We start from the raw sequence: 13,498 nt of genomic DNA, 5'->3' as shown, positions 1-13,498 counted from the left end.
ATGACAGGTGATGAGGAGGGACTTGGTTGAGACTAGAAATCGGCAACTTTTACGTAAGGGACGTCATTTTCGGCGAGGCCACTTCTTATCGGGATGGAGTCTTGACCATCAACAAGGAAGAAGCTTTGCAAGTCGTCTGCGAGGACGATCACATTACCGATGCGGATATCGTCATTGCCAAACCGGGTGAGCCTGTGCGGATCACGCCTGTCAAAGAGGCGATTGAGCCGCGCTGCAAAGTGTCGGGCGGTGTGATGTTTCCGGGTGTCATCAACAAATTGGTTCCGGCCGGAAGCGGGCGGACTCACGCGTTGAAAGGCAGTTGCGTCCTGGTTGTCGGCAAGCACTGGGGAGGGTTTCAAGACGGCCTGATCGACATGAGCGGACCGGCTGCCAAGCAAACGATGTTTTCCCAACTGTTGAACATCTGCCTGGTAGCTGATACGGATGAGGAGTTTGAGCGGCATGAACAGCAGAAGAAGAACAAAGCGCTCCGCTGGGCCGGAATGAGGCTGGCCGAGTACATCGGACAGTGCGTGAAGGAGCTGGAGCCTGAGGAACTGGAGGTGTACGAATCGCTTCCGTTAAACCAGCGCGGCCCGGAAGTGAGCCGGCTGCCTTCTGTCGTCTACGTCTTGCAGCTGCAGTCCCAGATGCTGGACGAAGGGTACAACGCGCTCGTCTACGGGTGGGACGCCAATCACATGCTGCCGACTTTTCTCAATCCCACCGAACTGCTTGACGGCGCCGTCATTTCCGGCAGCTTCATGCCGTGTTCGTCGAAGATCTCTACGTACCAGCACGTCAACAACGCGACGATCAAACGCCTGATGAAAGAGCATGGACAGACGGTAAACTTCCTCGGGGTCATCCTCTCCAATCTCAACGTGCAGTTGGAGCAAAAAACGCGTTCCGCCCAGTTTGTCAGGCAGCTTGCCACTTCACTCGGGGCCGAGGGCGCGATCGTCTGCGAGGAAGGCTACGGCAATCCCGACGCTGACTTTATTTTGGTCATCAACGAGCTGGTTGACGCGGGGATCAAGGTAGTCGGCATCACCAATGAATGCACCGGACGAGACGGGCGCTCCCAGTCTTTGGTGGACCTGTCGGAGAAAGCGGATGCGATCGTCTCTACCGGCAATGTCTCGCAGCTGCTCAGGCTTCCGCCGATGGAGACCGTCATCGGCGAATTGGAATCGCTTGCACGGGACGGCAATTCAGGCGGGTGGGAAGGCTGTGTGTTCCCGGACGGCTCGGTTGAAATGGAGAACAACGGGATGTTCTGCTCTGATGCCAATACCGGCGAACACTACAAAACGGTCGTGGAGTACTAGGAGGCGATGCGGGTGAAGAAGGCAATCCACTATGTAAACCAATTCTTCGGACAGATAGGAGGCGAAGACCAGGCGGACTTTGCACCGGAGATCCGGGAAGGGTTTGTCGGGCCCGGCATGCTGCTGAGCAAGCTGCTCGCTCCAGAAGCAACCGTGACGCACACGATCATTTGCGGCGATAACTTTTTTGGTTCCCGAAAGGAAGAGGCCATCGAGCGAATCCTGCATTTTCTTCGCGACAAGGAGTTTGATGTGTTTATCGCCGGTCCGGCGTTCATGGCCGGCCGTTACGGCTTCGCCTGCGGGGAAATTTGCAAGGTCGTTCAGGAAAGGTTTGGCGTGCCGGCCGTGACCAGCATGTTTCACGAGAATCCGGCTGTGGAGATGTTCCGCCGGGACGTCTACATTTTCGCCGGAGGGGACAGCGCCGGAGCGATGCGCAAGGACATCCCGAAAGTAGCCGCATTCGCCAAAAAGCTGGTGACCAAAAGCGAACTGCGGCCGGCCAAGGAAGAAGGGTACTTTCCCCGCGGCATTCGCCTGGAAGCGTTTCAATATCCGCCGGTTTCGGGCGCTGACCGGGCCGTCGACATGCTCCTGAAAAAATTGAACGGAGAACCGTTTGAAACGGAAATGCCAATGCCCAAGATCAACCGGGTGCCAATCGCCCCGCCCGTCGCGAATTTGCGGGAAGCGACGATCGCCCTGGTCACCTCCGGCGGGGTGGTCCCGGTCGGCAATCCGGACCGCATTCAGTCGGCTTCGGCGACAAAGTGGGGCAAGTACAATATCGCAGACCAGCAGAGCTTGAAAGCCGGAGAATACGTGACCATCCACGCCGGGTTTGACCCGAGTGCCGGAAACGAGAATCCCAATGTCATCGTGCCGCTGGATGCTCTGCGGGCCTACGAAAGGGAGGGGAAGATCGGCAGAATCCACGATTACTTGTACTGTACGGTAGGCACGGGAACGACTCAGGCGGAAGCGAGCCGGATGGGAGCGGAAATTGCCCAGCAGCTGCTGGACGCCCAGGTATCCGCCGTAGTCCTGACCGCCACCTGAGGGACTTGCACTCGTTGCGGGGCAACGATTACCAAGGAAATCGAAAAACGCGGAATCCCCATCGTCCAGATGGCCAACCTTGTCTCCATTGCCAAGACAGTCGGTGCCAACCGGATTGTTCCGACCGTTTCCATCCCGTATCCGCTAGGCGATCCCAGCTTGTCTTTGGAGGATCAGTGGAAGCTTAGGAAGCACCGGGTCGGCGTCGCCCTGGACGCCTTGGCGACGGAAATCACGGAGCCGACGATTTTTGAAGTGAAGATCTAGCAGGGTGCTGCGAGAAGGGCGAATTGATTAGACGAAAAGGAGTTGTTTTAGATGGTCCTGGAAAAGAAAAAGGTTTTTGTAATCGGTGAACGGGATGGCGTACCGGCGCCCGCTGTGGCTGCTTGCGTAAAAGCCTCCGGAGCCGATGTCATCTTTATGGATACGCAATGCTTCGTCTGAACTGCCGCCGGTGCGATGGACCTGGAGGTCCAGGGAGCGTTACTCAAGGCAGTTGAACAATACGGAAAAGAAAACGTGGTGGTGATGCTTGGCTCTCCCGATGCGGACAGCGCGGACATCTACGCCGAGACGGTCACCGTAGGCGACCCGACCTATGCCGGTCCGCTGGCAGGGGTTGAGTTGAAGCTGAGTGTGTACCACATTTTGGAAGACGAAATAAAAGCGTTGATTCCGGAAGATGTCTACCAGGAACAGGTCGGCTTGATGGAGCTGTCCCTCGATAAGGATGCGATCTGTGAGGCCATGAACAACGCCCGGAAGAACTTTTTGGGATAAAGGGAGGCTGTCAGTTTGAGCGAGGACAAAGTGTATGATGTCATTATTGCCGGTGCCGGGCCTGCCGGCATGACCGCCGCTGTATATGCTTCGCGGGCAAACATGCGCACCCTGATGATCGAAAAGCAAAGTCCGGGCGGACAGATGGTAAACACGGAGGACATCGAGAATTATCCGGGTTTTTCCCACATTCTTGGTCCGGAGCTTTCCCAAAAAATGTTTGAACACGCGAAAAAGTTTGGAGCGGAATTCCTTCGCGGCCACATCCAGGAGATCAGGGACGGCTACCCGTACAAAACAGTCGTCGCGGACGGGAAAGAGTACAAGGCCAAGTCGGTCATCGTAGCGACGGGGGCCGAGCATCGCAAACTCGGAGTAAAAGGCGAAAGCGAGCTGTCCGGCCGCGGTGTGTCGTATTGCGCTGTATGTGACGGAGCTTTTTTCGCCGATCTGGAACTGACGGTGATCGGTGGAGGCGATTCGGCTGTGGAGGAAGCCGTCTTCCTTACGCGGTTTGCCAGCAAAGTCACCATCATTCATCGCCGCGATCAGCTTCGCGCCCAGAAGATCATTCAGAAGCGCGCCTTTGACAACCCCAAGATCCACTTCATCTGGAATCACACTGTCCAGGAAATCCGCGGCGACGGGATGGTGTCGGGCGTCGTCATCAAGCACACGCTCACCGGCGCAGAGACGGAGTATCCTTGCAGCGGAGTCTTCATTTACGTCGGGATGGATCCCATCTCCGAATGCGTTGCAGCTCTCGGCATTACCAACCAGAGCGGGTATATCGTCACGGATGAGCAGATGCGGACGAACATTCCCGGCATTTTTGCCGCAGGAGACATCAGGGAAAAAGATTTGCGGCAGGTTGTAACCGCTACCGGTGACGGAAGCATCGCGGCCTTATCCGCCCAACAGTACGCGGAAAACCTGGATGCGACGCTGAAGGAACAAGCAGACGCATATGATTTGACGAACGTGATGAAAAATGGCGCGTAAGTGCGTGGTTAGGGGGAGTTCGTTATGGTGACACCGGTTGTCAAAGGCGCTTCATTTGTTCTCGTGCATACTCCGGAATTGGTCTGCCACGGGTCGAAGCCGGCCCGCGAAATTAAAAAAGACAAGGACCTGCTGGCAAACATCGCCCGCCATCTGAGAAGCTACCAAGAAGCGGTAGCGTACCCGCCAAATCAGGCATTCATCGGCAACCTGCGGCCCGATCGGCTGCGTGAGGTGGAGCAGCCGTGGCACCGGTCGCCGCTGCAGGCTGCGGAACGGTTTAGCTCCAGTGGAGAAATCATGCCGCAGGAGGAGTTTTACGGCTGGTTAAAATTAGCGGATGAATACGACCTGGTCCAATTCGAGGAGAGCTTTCTGGCGGAAATCAAGCCAAAACTAGAGCAGCATCCGTTGATCGCCCCGAACGACCTTGAAAAGCTGGGCAGCGGTGTACAGCTTGCCGCGATCGAGGAAAAGATCGCCCAAAACATCGCGATTCCGCTCTATAACGGCGGCAAATTGGCGGGCTGTGTCAGTACCGCCCATGAGGAAGACGAAAATTTGACCGCGGAGATTATCCTGGAGAATTTATGCAACAAAGCCTCCGGGGTAGTGGCGATGCGGTACGTACTCCGTTCGTTCGACGTGACTGCGGAACAAATCCAGTACGTGATCGGCTGCGACGAGGAAGCGGTAGGGGACCGCTACCAGCGCGGCGGCGGCAACATGGCGAAGTCGATCGCGGAGTTGGCCGGATGTGTCAACGCCAGCGGCTCCGATATCAAATCATTTTGCTGCGCACCCGCTCATGCCGTCGTCGTAGCTGCCTGCCTGGTGCAAGCGGGGCTCTACGAGGAAGTGCTGGTGATCGGCGGAGGATGTCTGGCCAAACTTGGCATGAAATACGCCGGACATCTGAAGCACGACATGCCGATCCTGGAAGATCAAATGGGGGCGATCGCCATTTTGATCGGCAAGGACGACGGGAAAAGCCCGGTCATTCGCCTCGACGCGGTCGGGAAACACGATATTTCTTCCGGTTCATCCGCCCAAGCGATCTACCAGTCACTGGTCGTCGCCCCTTTGACCAAAATCGGCAAAAAAATTCTGGACATCGACAAGTTTGCGGTCGAACTGCATAACCCCGAGGTGACAGAGCCGAACGGCAACGGCAACGTCCCCCGAACCAACTACCGGACGATTGCCAGCATGGCCGTGCTGAATGGCGAAATGGACCGGACCCGTATCGCCGAGTATGAGGTCGCCCACGGAATGCCGGGTTTCTCGCCTACGCAGGGGCATATTGCGGCGGCCATTCCGTTTATGGGGCACGCCCGGGAAATGATCATGAACGGAGAAATCGAAAATGCCATGTTTGTCGCCAAAGGCAGCTTGTTTCTGGGGAAGATGACCAAACTTTCCGACGGCATGTCGTACCTGATCGAACGGAATAAAGGAGTGAGCTGAATGATCGAGGTGAATAAAGAAAATTTTTCAACCGAAGTATTGCAGTCCGCCAAACCCGTCCTGGTGGATGTATGGGGGCCAAGCTGCCAGCCGTGCCTCGCCTTGATGCCAGCTGTCGAAAACCTGTCCCATCAATACCAGGAAAAATTCAAAGTCGTCAAGATGAACAGCGCAGAGAACAGAAGGCTGTGCATCGATTTGAAAGTGATCGGCCTCCCAGCCTTTCTATTCTACAAAGACGGCCAGGAGGTAGCCAGGCTGACCGGCAAAGAAGTGAATATACAGGAACTGGAGCAGTTCGTTCAAAGCAATCTTTGAGCAAAGCAACAAGCAAAAGCCGTACCTGTAAGGGGCACGGCTTTTTCCTTCACCCGGACGGATTCTCCTGCCAGGGGATCGGACGGGCGGCAGGAATCGGATACTGTTCGTCAGGCTCCCCAGCGTGTGCCCGCGATTTGCCGGTCGAGCCGACGGGCAGCGTATCTTCCCTGGCGTATACCCAATCCTCTCTGGCGGAAGGATTTCCCGTTTTTTTGTCGTTCATGGAATCGGTCACCTCCTGGGTATAGCGTAACCATTTTCCGGGAGGGGATAACCCAATCCATGTGGCCCATCCATCATAAGCATGTCTGATCTCCATGCCATCTGCCTCCCATCGCAAAAACACCCGTAAGACGATGAAAGAGCTAGGTTATTCAAAGGCAGCAACAAATTAACGATGTTTGCAGGATTAGCGGAGAGGGCTGCTGCTTAATGGATTGTAGTGGATTTTCCGGGGCATATTCGTTTTACCGCAGACGGAGGGCTGGTTCCTTTTTGTGAGGCAGCACAAAACACGTCTGCTTTTTTTGTCCGGCATGCATATGGCGGGAGCAGCGCAGAAAGGGATACAATAATTTTGAAATATCGTGCAAATCCATCCATTGATGGTTGAAAGGCGCCGGTTTATCTCGTGTCCACGCCGGCCGCGATGGTTACCATATAGGGGAGCCGGCAGAAAGCCGCCGCGTGGCTCGTGACGATCCCCTGACGCTGTTCTTCGGACCGGGAAGGATCAGCGAAGAAGATGAGAGAAGGCGAGGGATCACATGTGAATGTACTTGAAGCGATCCGGACCAGGAGGAGTACCCGTGCGTTCAAATCACAGGCGCTCCCGCCGGAAGCAATCGAAGCGATCAAAGATGCGATTCTGCACAGCCCGTCTGGCAGCAATGCCCAGGAATCCCACTTTGTGATCGTCCAGGATCCGGTACAGCTGCGGAGGCTGAAACGGTTTGCCCAAGGCTTGTCCGGGCAGCCTGCTGCCGTGCTGGTCCTGTGCTCCAACCAGACGGAGGCGCTGCAGCGGGGCGGTATCGACACTGCCGAAGTGCTGCGGTTTGTCAATTTGGGCATTACGGCAGCGTATGTGCTGCTGGCAACTCAGTCTCTCGGGATCGGCAACTGCCCGGTCCGCTCGTTTCACCAGCAGGCGATCAAGGAAATCCTCGGACTTCCGCAGGATGTAGAGCCTGAACTGCTGATCAGCCTGGGGTATGCGGACCAGCCGCCGAGACCGAAGAGCAGCAAAGCGGCAAGGGAGGTGATCTCGTATGACCGGTATGGAGAATACCGCGACTAAGGAAGAGCTGCGCAGGCTGCTCCGGGACTATGTCGCCTATGTTTTGACAAGTGCCAGAGGGTTGTATCGGGAGCCAGCCTCTTACGGTCCCATGCGGATGGTGGATGCCATGGAGAAATCTGTAGCGCTGATGCGGGAATTGGGGCTCGCAGATGAGGAATTGGATGAGACACTGAAGGTGATGCGGGAGAACCGCTGGCGGGCGATGGATCCGGAAGGGTTTTCCCAAGCGTTGGACGAAGCCATTCACCTGCTGGTGAGATCCACTCTGAAGGAAAGCGAGGGAGAAGAAGCGTGATGAAAAAACTAGGCATGATTACGATCGGGCAGGCACCGCGCACGGACGTGGCGCCGATTATCGAGAAGTATCTGGACGGGCGGGCCGAACTCGTTCAATCAGGGGTGCTGGACGGTTTGACGAAGGAATGGATCGAACAAAATTTGGCCCCCGAGTCCGGGGATTACGTCCTCACCTCCCGTTTGACCAACGGCGACAATGTCGTGATGTCACGCCAGAAAATCCAGCCCATCCTGCAAGAGAAAATCTACCAGCTGGAAGACATGGGCATCAAACAAATCCTGCTGCTCTGCACCGGCGTCTTTCCGGGGCTGGCCACCAGGCAGTCTTACCTGATCGAGCCGGATCACATCATACCGCCGACAGTCAAGGCGTTGGCAGGAGAGCGGCGGCTTGGCGTATTGGTGCCGCTGCCCGAACAAAAGGAAAACCTCAAGCCAAAGTATCTCCCCTACGGAATGACTCCCGCCTTTGCCGTCGCTTCTCCCTATCACAACGACCGGGAAAAAATGGAGCAGGCGGCCTGCGAATTAAAGGAAAAGGCGGACCTCATCCTGCTCGACTGCATGGGGTATACGGAAGAAGCGAGAGAGCTGGTAGCGAAGGCTTCCGGATTGCCGGTGATTCTGTCAAATGCGCTGATCGGAAAATTGGTGTCGGAAATGATCTAATGCTGAAGGGACGTGATTCGTCCCTTTTTTGTTGATCGGCAAATTCGAAATGGTTATAATAGACAGAAAAAAGCAGGGTGATTCCTGGAACAGGTTGTCGCACTTCCAGGCACCCTGCTTTTGGTTATCAGATACAACCGAAGTGACAGAAAAAAAGCGGAGAGAGGGAGCCGGATGGTTACCAGAGAGACGTGGCGGCAAGGTGTTAGCACCGGTGTTGCCACAACCTACAAACTGGGAAAAGTCATTTTTCCCATAACTTTGATCGTCACAATCTTGCAGCACACCCCGCTGCTCAGTTGGATTGTCCGCATGTTTGAACCGATGATGGGGATGTTTGGACTTCCAGGAGATGCGGCGGTAGTCCTGGTGTTGGGGAATTTGCTCAACTTGTACGCGGCGATCGGCGCGATGTTTACGATGGCGCTGCAGGTAAAACAGGTCTTTATTTTAGCGATCATGTTAAGTTTTTCTCACAGTTTGCCGATCGAGACAGCGATCGCCAGCAAAATCGGGGTCAAAAGCTGGATTTTCATCACGGTCCGGCTCGGTTTAGCCGTTGTATCGGGACTGCTGATTCACCTGCTGTGGAATGGCGGGGGAGAGATGGCCCAGTACGGGATGGTTCCCCAGCAGCAGGCGGTGGACGGCTGGTTCAGCATTTTTCTGCTCGGAGTGAAGACCGCGTGCCTGGCGATCGTTCAGTTGGCGATCATTGTCATTCCGCTGATGCTGGGCATTCAACTGTTAAAGGATTTGAAAGTTTTGCCTTACCTGGCTCGCAAGCTTACCCCGTTTACGCGGCTGCTCGGCGTGTCGGAAAATACCGGTGTGACATTTATCGCCGGCCTGACCTTCGGAATCGCCTACGGCGCCGGTGTGATCATTCAAGCGGCCAAAGAAGACAATCTGTCCAGAAAGGACTTGTATTTGACGGCGATTTTTTTGGTCGCCTGCCATGCCGTGGTCGAAGATACGCTGTTGTTCGTCCCATTGGGGATCAACGTGTTGTATTTACTGCTGCTGAGAGTGATCGGGGCGTTTGCGATCACCGTCTTGACGGCCAGGATATGGTCGCTGGTCGAGGCGAGGTCGCGGCAGGCAAAGCGGGAGCAGATGTTGTAAGGGGAAAAGGAGGTATGGGGAGGGAAAGGTGTGAGTACAAGCAATACAGCACTCATTGTGGGCGGAACGATACTGGTTGCGCTCGTTGTCCTCATCAGCGTGATTTAGGAGAGAACATGGAGCGGAAGTATCCAGGGGCAGCTGTTATCGGCTGCCCCTCTTGTCGTTTCGGACCAAAAAACTTTACGATTTAGTCATTTTTGAATATTATGTGTTCAGAAATGACTAGGGGGGACGAGCATGCTGCACGAACATGCGGAGCTGCTGCTGCGGCTGATCATTCAACATACGTTTGACGAGATATTCATCACGGACCACTTGGGAAACGTGCTGGCCGTCAGCCCTTCCTGCAGTGATCTGTACGGGATTGAGGCAAAAGAGATGCTGGAGCAGAATGTGTTCGCACTGGAAGAGGCCGGCGTCCTCTGTCCTTCGGTGACTGCGCTGGTGTTGAAGAGCAGGGAACGGGAGACGCTCGTGCAGCAGACCAGGACGGGGCGGACAGTGGTCGTATCGGCTTTTCCTATTTTTGATGAACAGGGTCAACTGCTCGGAACGTTAAGTTTTTCCCGGGATATTACGGAGCTGGAGCAGTTGAAAAAACGAAATGACCAGGTCGCCAAAACCATCCTGATGTATCAGAAGGAGATCGCCGAGTTAAAGAGCAAAAACGTGCAGGGGCTGTACCTGTCAAACGGCAAGATGAAGAAAGTGCTGGACCTCGTCGCAAAAGTGGCCGATCTCGACGTGACCCTGCTGCTGGAGGGCGAGTCGGGCGTGGGGAAAAACCGGCTGGCCCACATGATCCACGAGATATCGGAGCGCAGAGGGGAACCGTTTATCGAAGTGAACTGCGGGGCCATCCCGGAGTCACTGATCGAATCGGAGTTGTTTGGATACGAAGAGGGCTCCTTTACCGGCGCCAAAAAAGGCGGGAGGATCGGATACTTCGAAGCGGCCGGGCGCGGTACGCTGTTCCTCGACGAGATCGCTGAACTGCCGCTAAACCTGCAGGTGAAATTGCTGTCCGTCCTGCAAAACCAAACGGTCACCCGGTTGGGCGGAAACACCAGGATCAGGCTGAACTGCCGGATTATCTGCGCCACCAATCAAAATTTGGAGCAGTTGGTCAAAGAGAGGAAATTCAGAGAAGACCTCTACTACCGGATCAACGTGATCAAGATCGTGATTCCGCCGCTCCGGGAACGCAGGGAGGAGATCGTCTCGCTCATCTATGAGATAACCGAGGAGTTCAATGCCAAGTACAAGCTGAGCAAACAGTTTGCCCCGAGCTTTGTCGCCTGGCTGATTCAGCAGGAGTGGCCAGGGAACGTCAGGGAGCTGCGCAATTTTATCGAAAAGGCGATGATCACCTCGAACGGTCCGTTTATCGATCTGAACCAGGAACTCATCGAAGAAAAGCACGTGATGCACGAGGGGGAAGCGCTCGGATTTGACCGCTATATGGAAGCGGTCGAAAAGGAGTTTATCACCTGGATGTACCACAAGTATCCGAGCAGCGTCATGCTCGCCAGGCAGCTGGGGATCAGCCAGTCGACGGCGAACCGTAAAATCAACAAGTACGTCAAGAATCGCCTAGTCAAAAATGACTAGTACGCTGGCGATTTTGGCCGATCTTCCGCACTGGCACGACGATTGCTTACTTAGAGCCGTACATTCACGAAGGAGGGAACGTTATGGTTCACAAGTATGCACCCGTCGATTCACAGCAATCACCCCGTTTTACCGGTGTCAAGACATTTATGCGGCTTCCCCACGTCAGAACAGAGGAGGAGATCGACTTTGCCGTCGTCGGCGTCCCGTTCGATACGGGCGGAAGCTTTGCCGTCGGCACGCGGTTTGGACCGGAAGCTGTACGCTCCATGTCTTCGCTGCTGCGCCCGTACAACCCTGGACTGGATATCGATATCTTCGCGTATTGCTCAGGCGTTGATTACGGAGATTTCGCCGTCAACCCCGGTTACATCGAGGAATCGTACCAATTGATTGAAGAGCAGCTGGCCAAACTGCTTAAGCACCGGGTGGTTCCGATTCTCATCGGCGGCGATCACTCCGTCACGCTGCCGCACCTCAGGGCGATGGCCAAACAGTACGGCAAGGTAAGCCTGGTTCATTTCGATTCCCACGGCGACACCTGGGATGCCTACTTCGGCAAAAAGTACACCCATGGGACCGTATTCCGGCGGGCTGCGGAAGAAGAACTGGTCGATCCGAGCCGCTCCATCCAGATCGGGATGAGAGGAAGCTTGTACGGGCCGAGCGATCTGAAAGACGGAGAAGCCCTGGGCTACAGGATCATTACGACGGACCAGCTCAGGCAGCTTACGCCAAAAGAACTGCGGGAGGCGATCGTGCAGCGCGTTGGCGACAACCCTGTGTTTGTCTCGTTCGACGTGGACTTTTTGGACCCGGTTTACGCTCCGGGGACAGGTACGCCGGAGATCGGCGGATTTGCCACATTTGAGGCGCAGCAGTACGTCAGAAATCTGACCGGACTCCACATTGTCGGCTTTGACGTCGTAGAAGTTCTCCCCGACCGGGACCCAGCCCGGGTAACCAGTCTCGCCGCCGCTAATATCGCATATGAATTCATTTCACTCGTCGCATGGGGGAAGCGGGCAAACGGCGGGCTTTGATTCCAAGTTGTTATTTTAGGGGGGAGCGAGATGGCAAACGGGATTGATATGTTTGTGATGGTGCTGTATTTGGCCGTATTGGCGACGATCGGATTTGCCAGCATCCGGTCCGTCAAAAATCACCGCGATTTCTTGATCGCCGGCAGCCGGCTGGGCTATGGTCTGTACGTACCCGCCATGGCGGCAGTGGTTCTGGGCGGCGCGTCCACGCTTGGCGGTTCGGGATTGGGGTACACCTACGGGATTTCCGGCATGTGGCTGGTGGTGATGATCGGCCTCGGGATCATTGGCATGGGCCTGCTGTTTTCCAAGCAGCTCAGCCGGGCCAACGTCTACAGTGTCAGCGAACTGCTCGGAAAGCGGTTTGGCGCCGGCAGCCGGGCGATCAGCGCCGTGGTCATGGCTGTTTACGACTTGATGGTCTGCGTCACCGGGATTATCGCCATGGGGATCATTTTATCGACGCTGTTTGGCTTTGACGACACGACAGCGATCATTGTCGGCGGCTGCATCGTTCTTTTGTACACCGTTCTCGGCGGCATGTGGGCCGTCACCTTGACGGACGTGATCCAGTTTTGGGTCATGACCGTCGGACTGATCTGCCTGCTGCTGCCCATCGGGCTGTACCATGCGGGCGGTGTCGGCGGCTTGCTGGAAAAGGTGGATCCATCCTATTTGAGCATCACCAATCTTGGAGCGTCGCGGATTTTTTCCTACTTCCTCCTGTACTTTTTTGGCATGATGATCGGGCAGGACATCTGGCAGCGGGCCTTTACGGCAAAAAATGAAAGCGTTTTAACGAAAGGGACGATCTTTGCCGGGATATACTGCATCATCTACGCCGTCTCGGGCGCGCTCATCGGCATGACGGCCAGCGTGCTGATGCCGGGATTGGCCGACCCCCAGCAGGCGATTCCCCAACTGGCGATGAAGTACCTTCCCGCAGGGCTGTTCGGGCTGGTGCTGGCCGCGGTAGCTTCTGCGGTGATGTCGACCGCTTCGGGCACGATCATGGCCTCGGCGACGGTGATCGTCAACGACCTGTATTTGCCCTATGCGAAAAAAGCGTACAGTGACAAAGAGAAACTGAACATGACCCGGCTGGTACTGCTGGCAGCCGGAGCAGCCGCGATCCTCATCGCCGCCTGGCTGAAGAATATCGTGGTCGCTTTGGATGTGGCGTACGCCTTGCTGTCAGGCAGCGTATTTATCCCGATCCTCGCCGCTTTTTTCTGGAAAAGGGTGACTGCACGGGTGGCACTCCTGTCGATGACGGTCAGTTCCATTGTCGTGATCGCCGATTTGATCATCGAAGGCTTGTCGTCGCTCAATGCCATCGTGCTGGGCGTGGCGGCTTCCGGCATTACCATGCTGATTGGCACATGGCTTTTTGCCCCCAATCCGGTTGATGACAAGGCATCGTTGTAAGGCAAGTCAAAACAGGGGCTGCGCCGTGGTCATTTGACCCGGCCAGCCCC

Annotated in this window: 14 protein-coding genes; 13 read left to right on the top strand and 1 reads right to left on the bottom strand. The window is 55.7% G+C overall.

Annotated elements, in window-relative coordinates:
- Window positions 1–26: 26 nt before the first annotated feature.
- Genes HGBM_RS07015 through HGBM_RS06980 form a run of 6 tightly spaced genes read left to right on the top strand, consistent with a single transcriptional unit; the run spans window position 27 to window position 5,966 of the window.
- On the top strand, window positions 27–1,334 hold the full coding sequence (locus HGBM_RS07015; protein ID WP_019120384.1) for a glycine/sarcosine/betaine reductase component B subunit: 1,308 nt from the start codon (window positions 27–29) through the stop codon (window positions 1,332–1,334).
- A gap of 6 nt (window positions 1,335–1,340) precedes the next feature.
- Complete coding sequence (locus tag HGBM_RS07010; protein ID WP_245552889.1) at window positions 1,341–2,663, top strand: glycine/betaine/sarcosine/D-proline family reductase selenoprotein B; 1,323 nt, start codon at window positions 1,341–1,343, stop codon at window positions 2,661–2,663.
- 51 nt (window positions 2,664–2,714) lie between these two features.
- Window positions 2,715–3,179, top strand: coding sequence for a glycine/sarcosine/betaine reductase complex selenoprotein A (gene grdA, locus HGBM_RS06995; protein ID WP_081590103.1), 465 nt, complete (start codon window positions 2,715–2,717; stop codon window positions 3,177–3,179).
- A 15-nt stretch (window positions 3,180–3,194) separates the two neighbouring features.
- Window positions 3,195–4,181 carry a thioredoxin-disulfide reductase gene (gene trxB, locus HGBM_RS06990; protein WP_019120379.1) on the top strand — a complete coding sequence of 329 codons (987 nt, stop codon included), beginning with the start codon at window positions 3,195–3,197 and terminating at the stop codon, window positions 4,179–4,181.
- Between the two features lie 24 nt (window positions 4,182–4,205).
- Window positions 4,206–5,648 (top strand): glycine/sarcosine/betaine reductase complex component C subunit beta, encoded by a 1,443-nt coding sequence (gene grdC, locus HGBM_RS06985; protein ID WP_019120378.1) that lies wholly within the window; start codon window positions 4,206–4,208, stop codon window positions 5,646–5,648.
- Complete coding sequence (locus tag HGBM_RS06980; protein ID WP_019120377.1) at window positions 5,649–5,966, top strand: thioredoxin family protein; 318 nt, start codon at window positions 5,649–5,651, stop codon at window positions 5,964–5,966.
- Between the two features lie 49 nt (window positions 5,967–6,015).
- Here HGBM_RS06980 and HGBM_RS30255 read toward each other — a convergent pair whose 3' ends face one another.
- Entirely contained in the window at window positions 6,016–6,192 is a 177-nt protein-coding gene (locus HGBM_RS30255; protein WP_154653322.1) for a hypothetical protein, read from the bottom strand.
- Between the two features lie 546 nt (window positions 6,193–6,738).
- On the opposite strand from HGBM_RS30255, the gene HGBM_RS06970 reads away from it, so the two are divergent.
- The 7 genes from HGBM_RS06970 to HGBM_RS06940 all read left to right on the top strand — a co-directional run bounded on the left by HGBM_RS06970 (window position 6,739) and on the right by HGBM_RS06940 (window position 13,448).
- On the top strand, window positions 6,739–7,269 hold the full coding sequence (locus HGBM_RS06970; RefSeq protein ID WP_019120375.1) for a nitroreductase family protein: 531 nt from the start codon (window positions 6,739–6,741) through the stop codon (window positions 7,267–7,269).
- Window positions 7,241–7,567, top strand: a complete 327-nt coding sequence (locus HGBM_RS06965; RefSeq protein ID WP_019120374.1) for a DUF6092 family protein — start codon at window positions 7,241–7,243, stop codon at window positions 7,565–7,567. Before HGBM_RS06970 ends, HGBM_RS06965 begins: the two co-directional genes overlap by 29 nt.
- Window positions 7,567–8,238: an AroM family protein gene (locus HGBM_RS06960; protein ID WP_019120373.1), complete on the top strand. Its 672-nt coding sequence runs from the start codon at window positions 7,567–7,569 to the stop codon at window positions 8,236–8,238. Before HGBM_RS06965 ends, HGBM_RS06960 begins: the two co-directional genes overlap by 1 nt.
- Window positions 8,239–8,412: 174 nt before the next feature.
- Window positions 8,413–9,363: a nucleoside recognition domain-containing protein gene (locus tag HGBM_RS06955; RefSeq protein ID WP_019120372.1), complete on the top strand. Its 951-nt coding sequence runs from the start codon at window positions 8,413–8,415 to the stop codon at window positions 9,361–9,363.
- Window positions 9,364–9,603: 240 nt separating this feature from the next.
- Entirely contained in the window at window positions 9,604–10,977 is a 1,374-nt protein-coding gene (locus tag HGBM_RS06950; RefSeq protein ID WP_019120371.1) for a sigma-54 interaction domain-containing protein, read from the top strand.
- Between the two features lie 83 nt (window positions 10,978–11,060).
- Window positions 11,061–12,020 carry an agmatinase gene (gene speB, locus HGBM_RS06945; protein WP_019120370.1) on the top strand — a complete coding sequence of 320 codons (960 nt, stop codon included), beginning with the start codon at window positions 11,061–11,063 and terminating at the stop codon, window positions 12,018–12,020.
- 30 nt (window positions 12,021–12,050) lie between these two features.
- Window positions 12,051–13,448, top strand: a complete 1,398-nt coding sequence (locus HGBM_RS06940; protein WP_019120369.1) for a sodium:solute symporter family transporter — start codon at window positions 12,051–12,053, stop codon at window positions 13,446–13,448.
- The last annotated feature ends 50 nt before the right edge of the window (window positions 13,449–13,498 follow it).

This window comes from Brevibacillus massiliensis (assembly GCF_000311785.1).
Lineage (GTDB): Bacteria > Bacillota > Bacilli > Brevibacillales > Brevibacillaceae > Brevibacillus_C > Brevibacillus_C massiliensis.
This window is presented reverse-complemented; position numbering and strand designations above follow the sequence as displayed.

What these genes read in the sequence shown, in the direction of transcription:
- grdC (WP_019120378.1), top strand. Translation starts at nt 4,206, where the DNA reads ATGGTGACACCGGTTGTCAAAGGCGCTTCATTTGTTCTCGTGCATACT.
- HGBM_RS06950 (WP_019120371.1), top strand. Translation starts at nt 9,604, where the DNA reads ATGCTGCACGAACATGCGGAGCTGCTGCTGCGGCTGATCATTCAACAT.
- HGBM_RS06955 (WP_019120372.1), top strand. Translation starts at nt 8,413, where the DNA reads ATGGTTACCAGAGAGACGTGGCGGCAAGGTGTTAGCACCGGTGTTGCC.
- speB (WP_019120370.1), top strand. Translation starts at nt 11,061, where the DNA reads ATGGTTCACAAGTATGCACCCGTCGATTCACAGCAATCACCCCGTTTT.
- HGBM_RS30255 (WP_154653322.1), bottom strand. Translation starts at nt 6,192, where the DNA reads ATGAACGACAAAAAAACGGGAAATCCTTCCGCCAGAGAGGATTGGGTA.
- HGBM_RS06965 (WP_019120374.1), top strand. Translation starts at nt 7,241, where the DNA reads ATGACCGGTATGGAGAATACCGCGACTAAGGAAGAGCTGCGCAGGCTG.
- HGBM_RS06940 (WP_019120369.1), top strand. Translation starts at nt 12,051, where the DNA reads ATGGCAAACGGGATTGATATGTTTGTGATGGTGCTGTATTTGGCCGTA.
- HGBM_RS06980 (WP_019120377.1), top strand. Translation starts at nt 5,649, where the DNA reads ATGATCGAGGTGAATAAAGAAAATTTTTCAACCGAAGTATTGCAGTCC.
- HGBM_RS06960 (WP_019120373.1), top strand. Translation starts at nt 7,567, where the DNA reads ATGAAAAAACTAGGCATGATTACGATCGGGCAGGCACCGCGCACGGAC.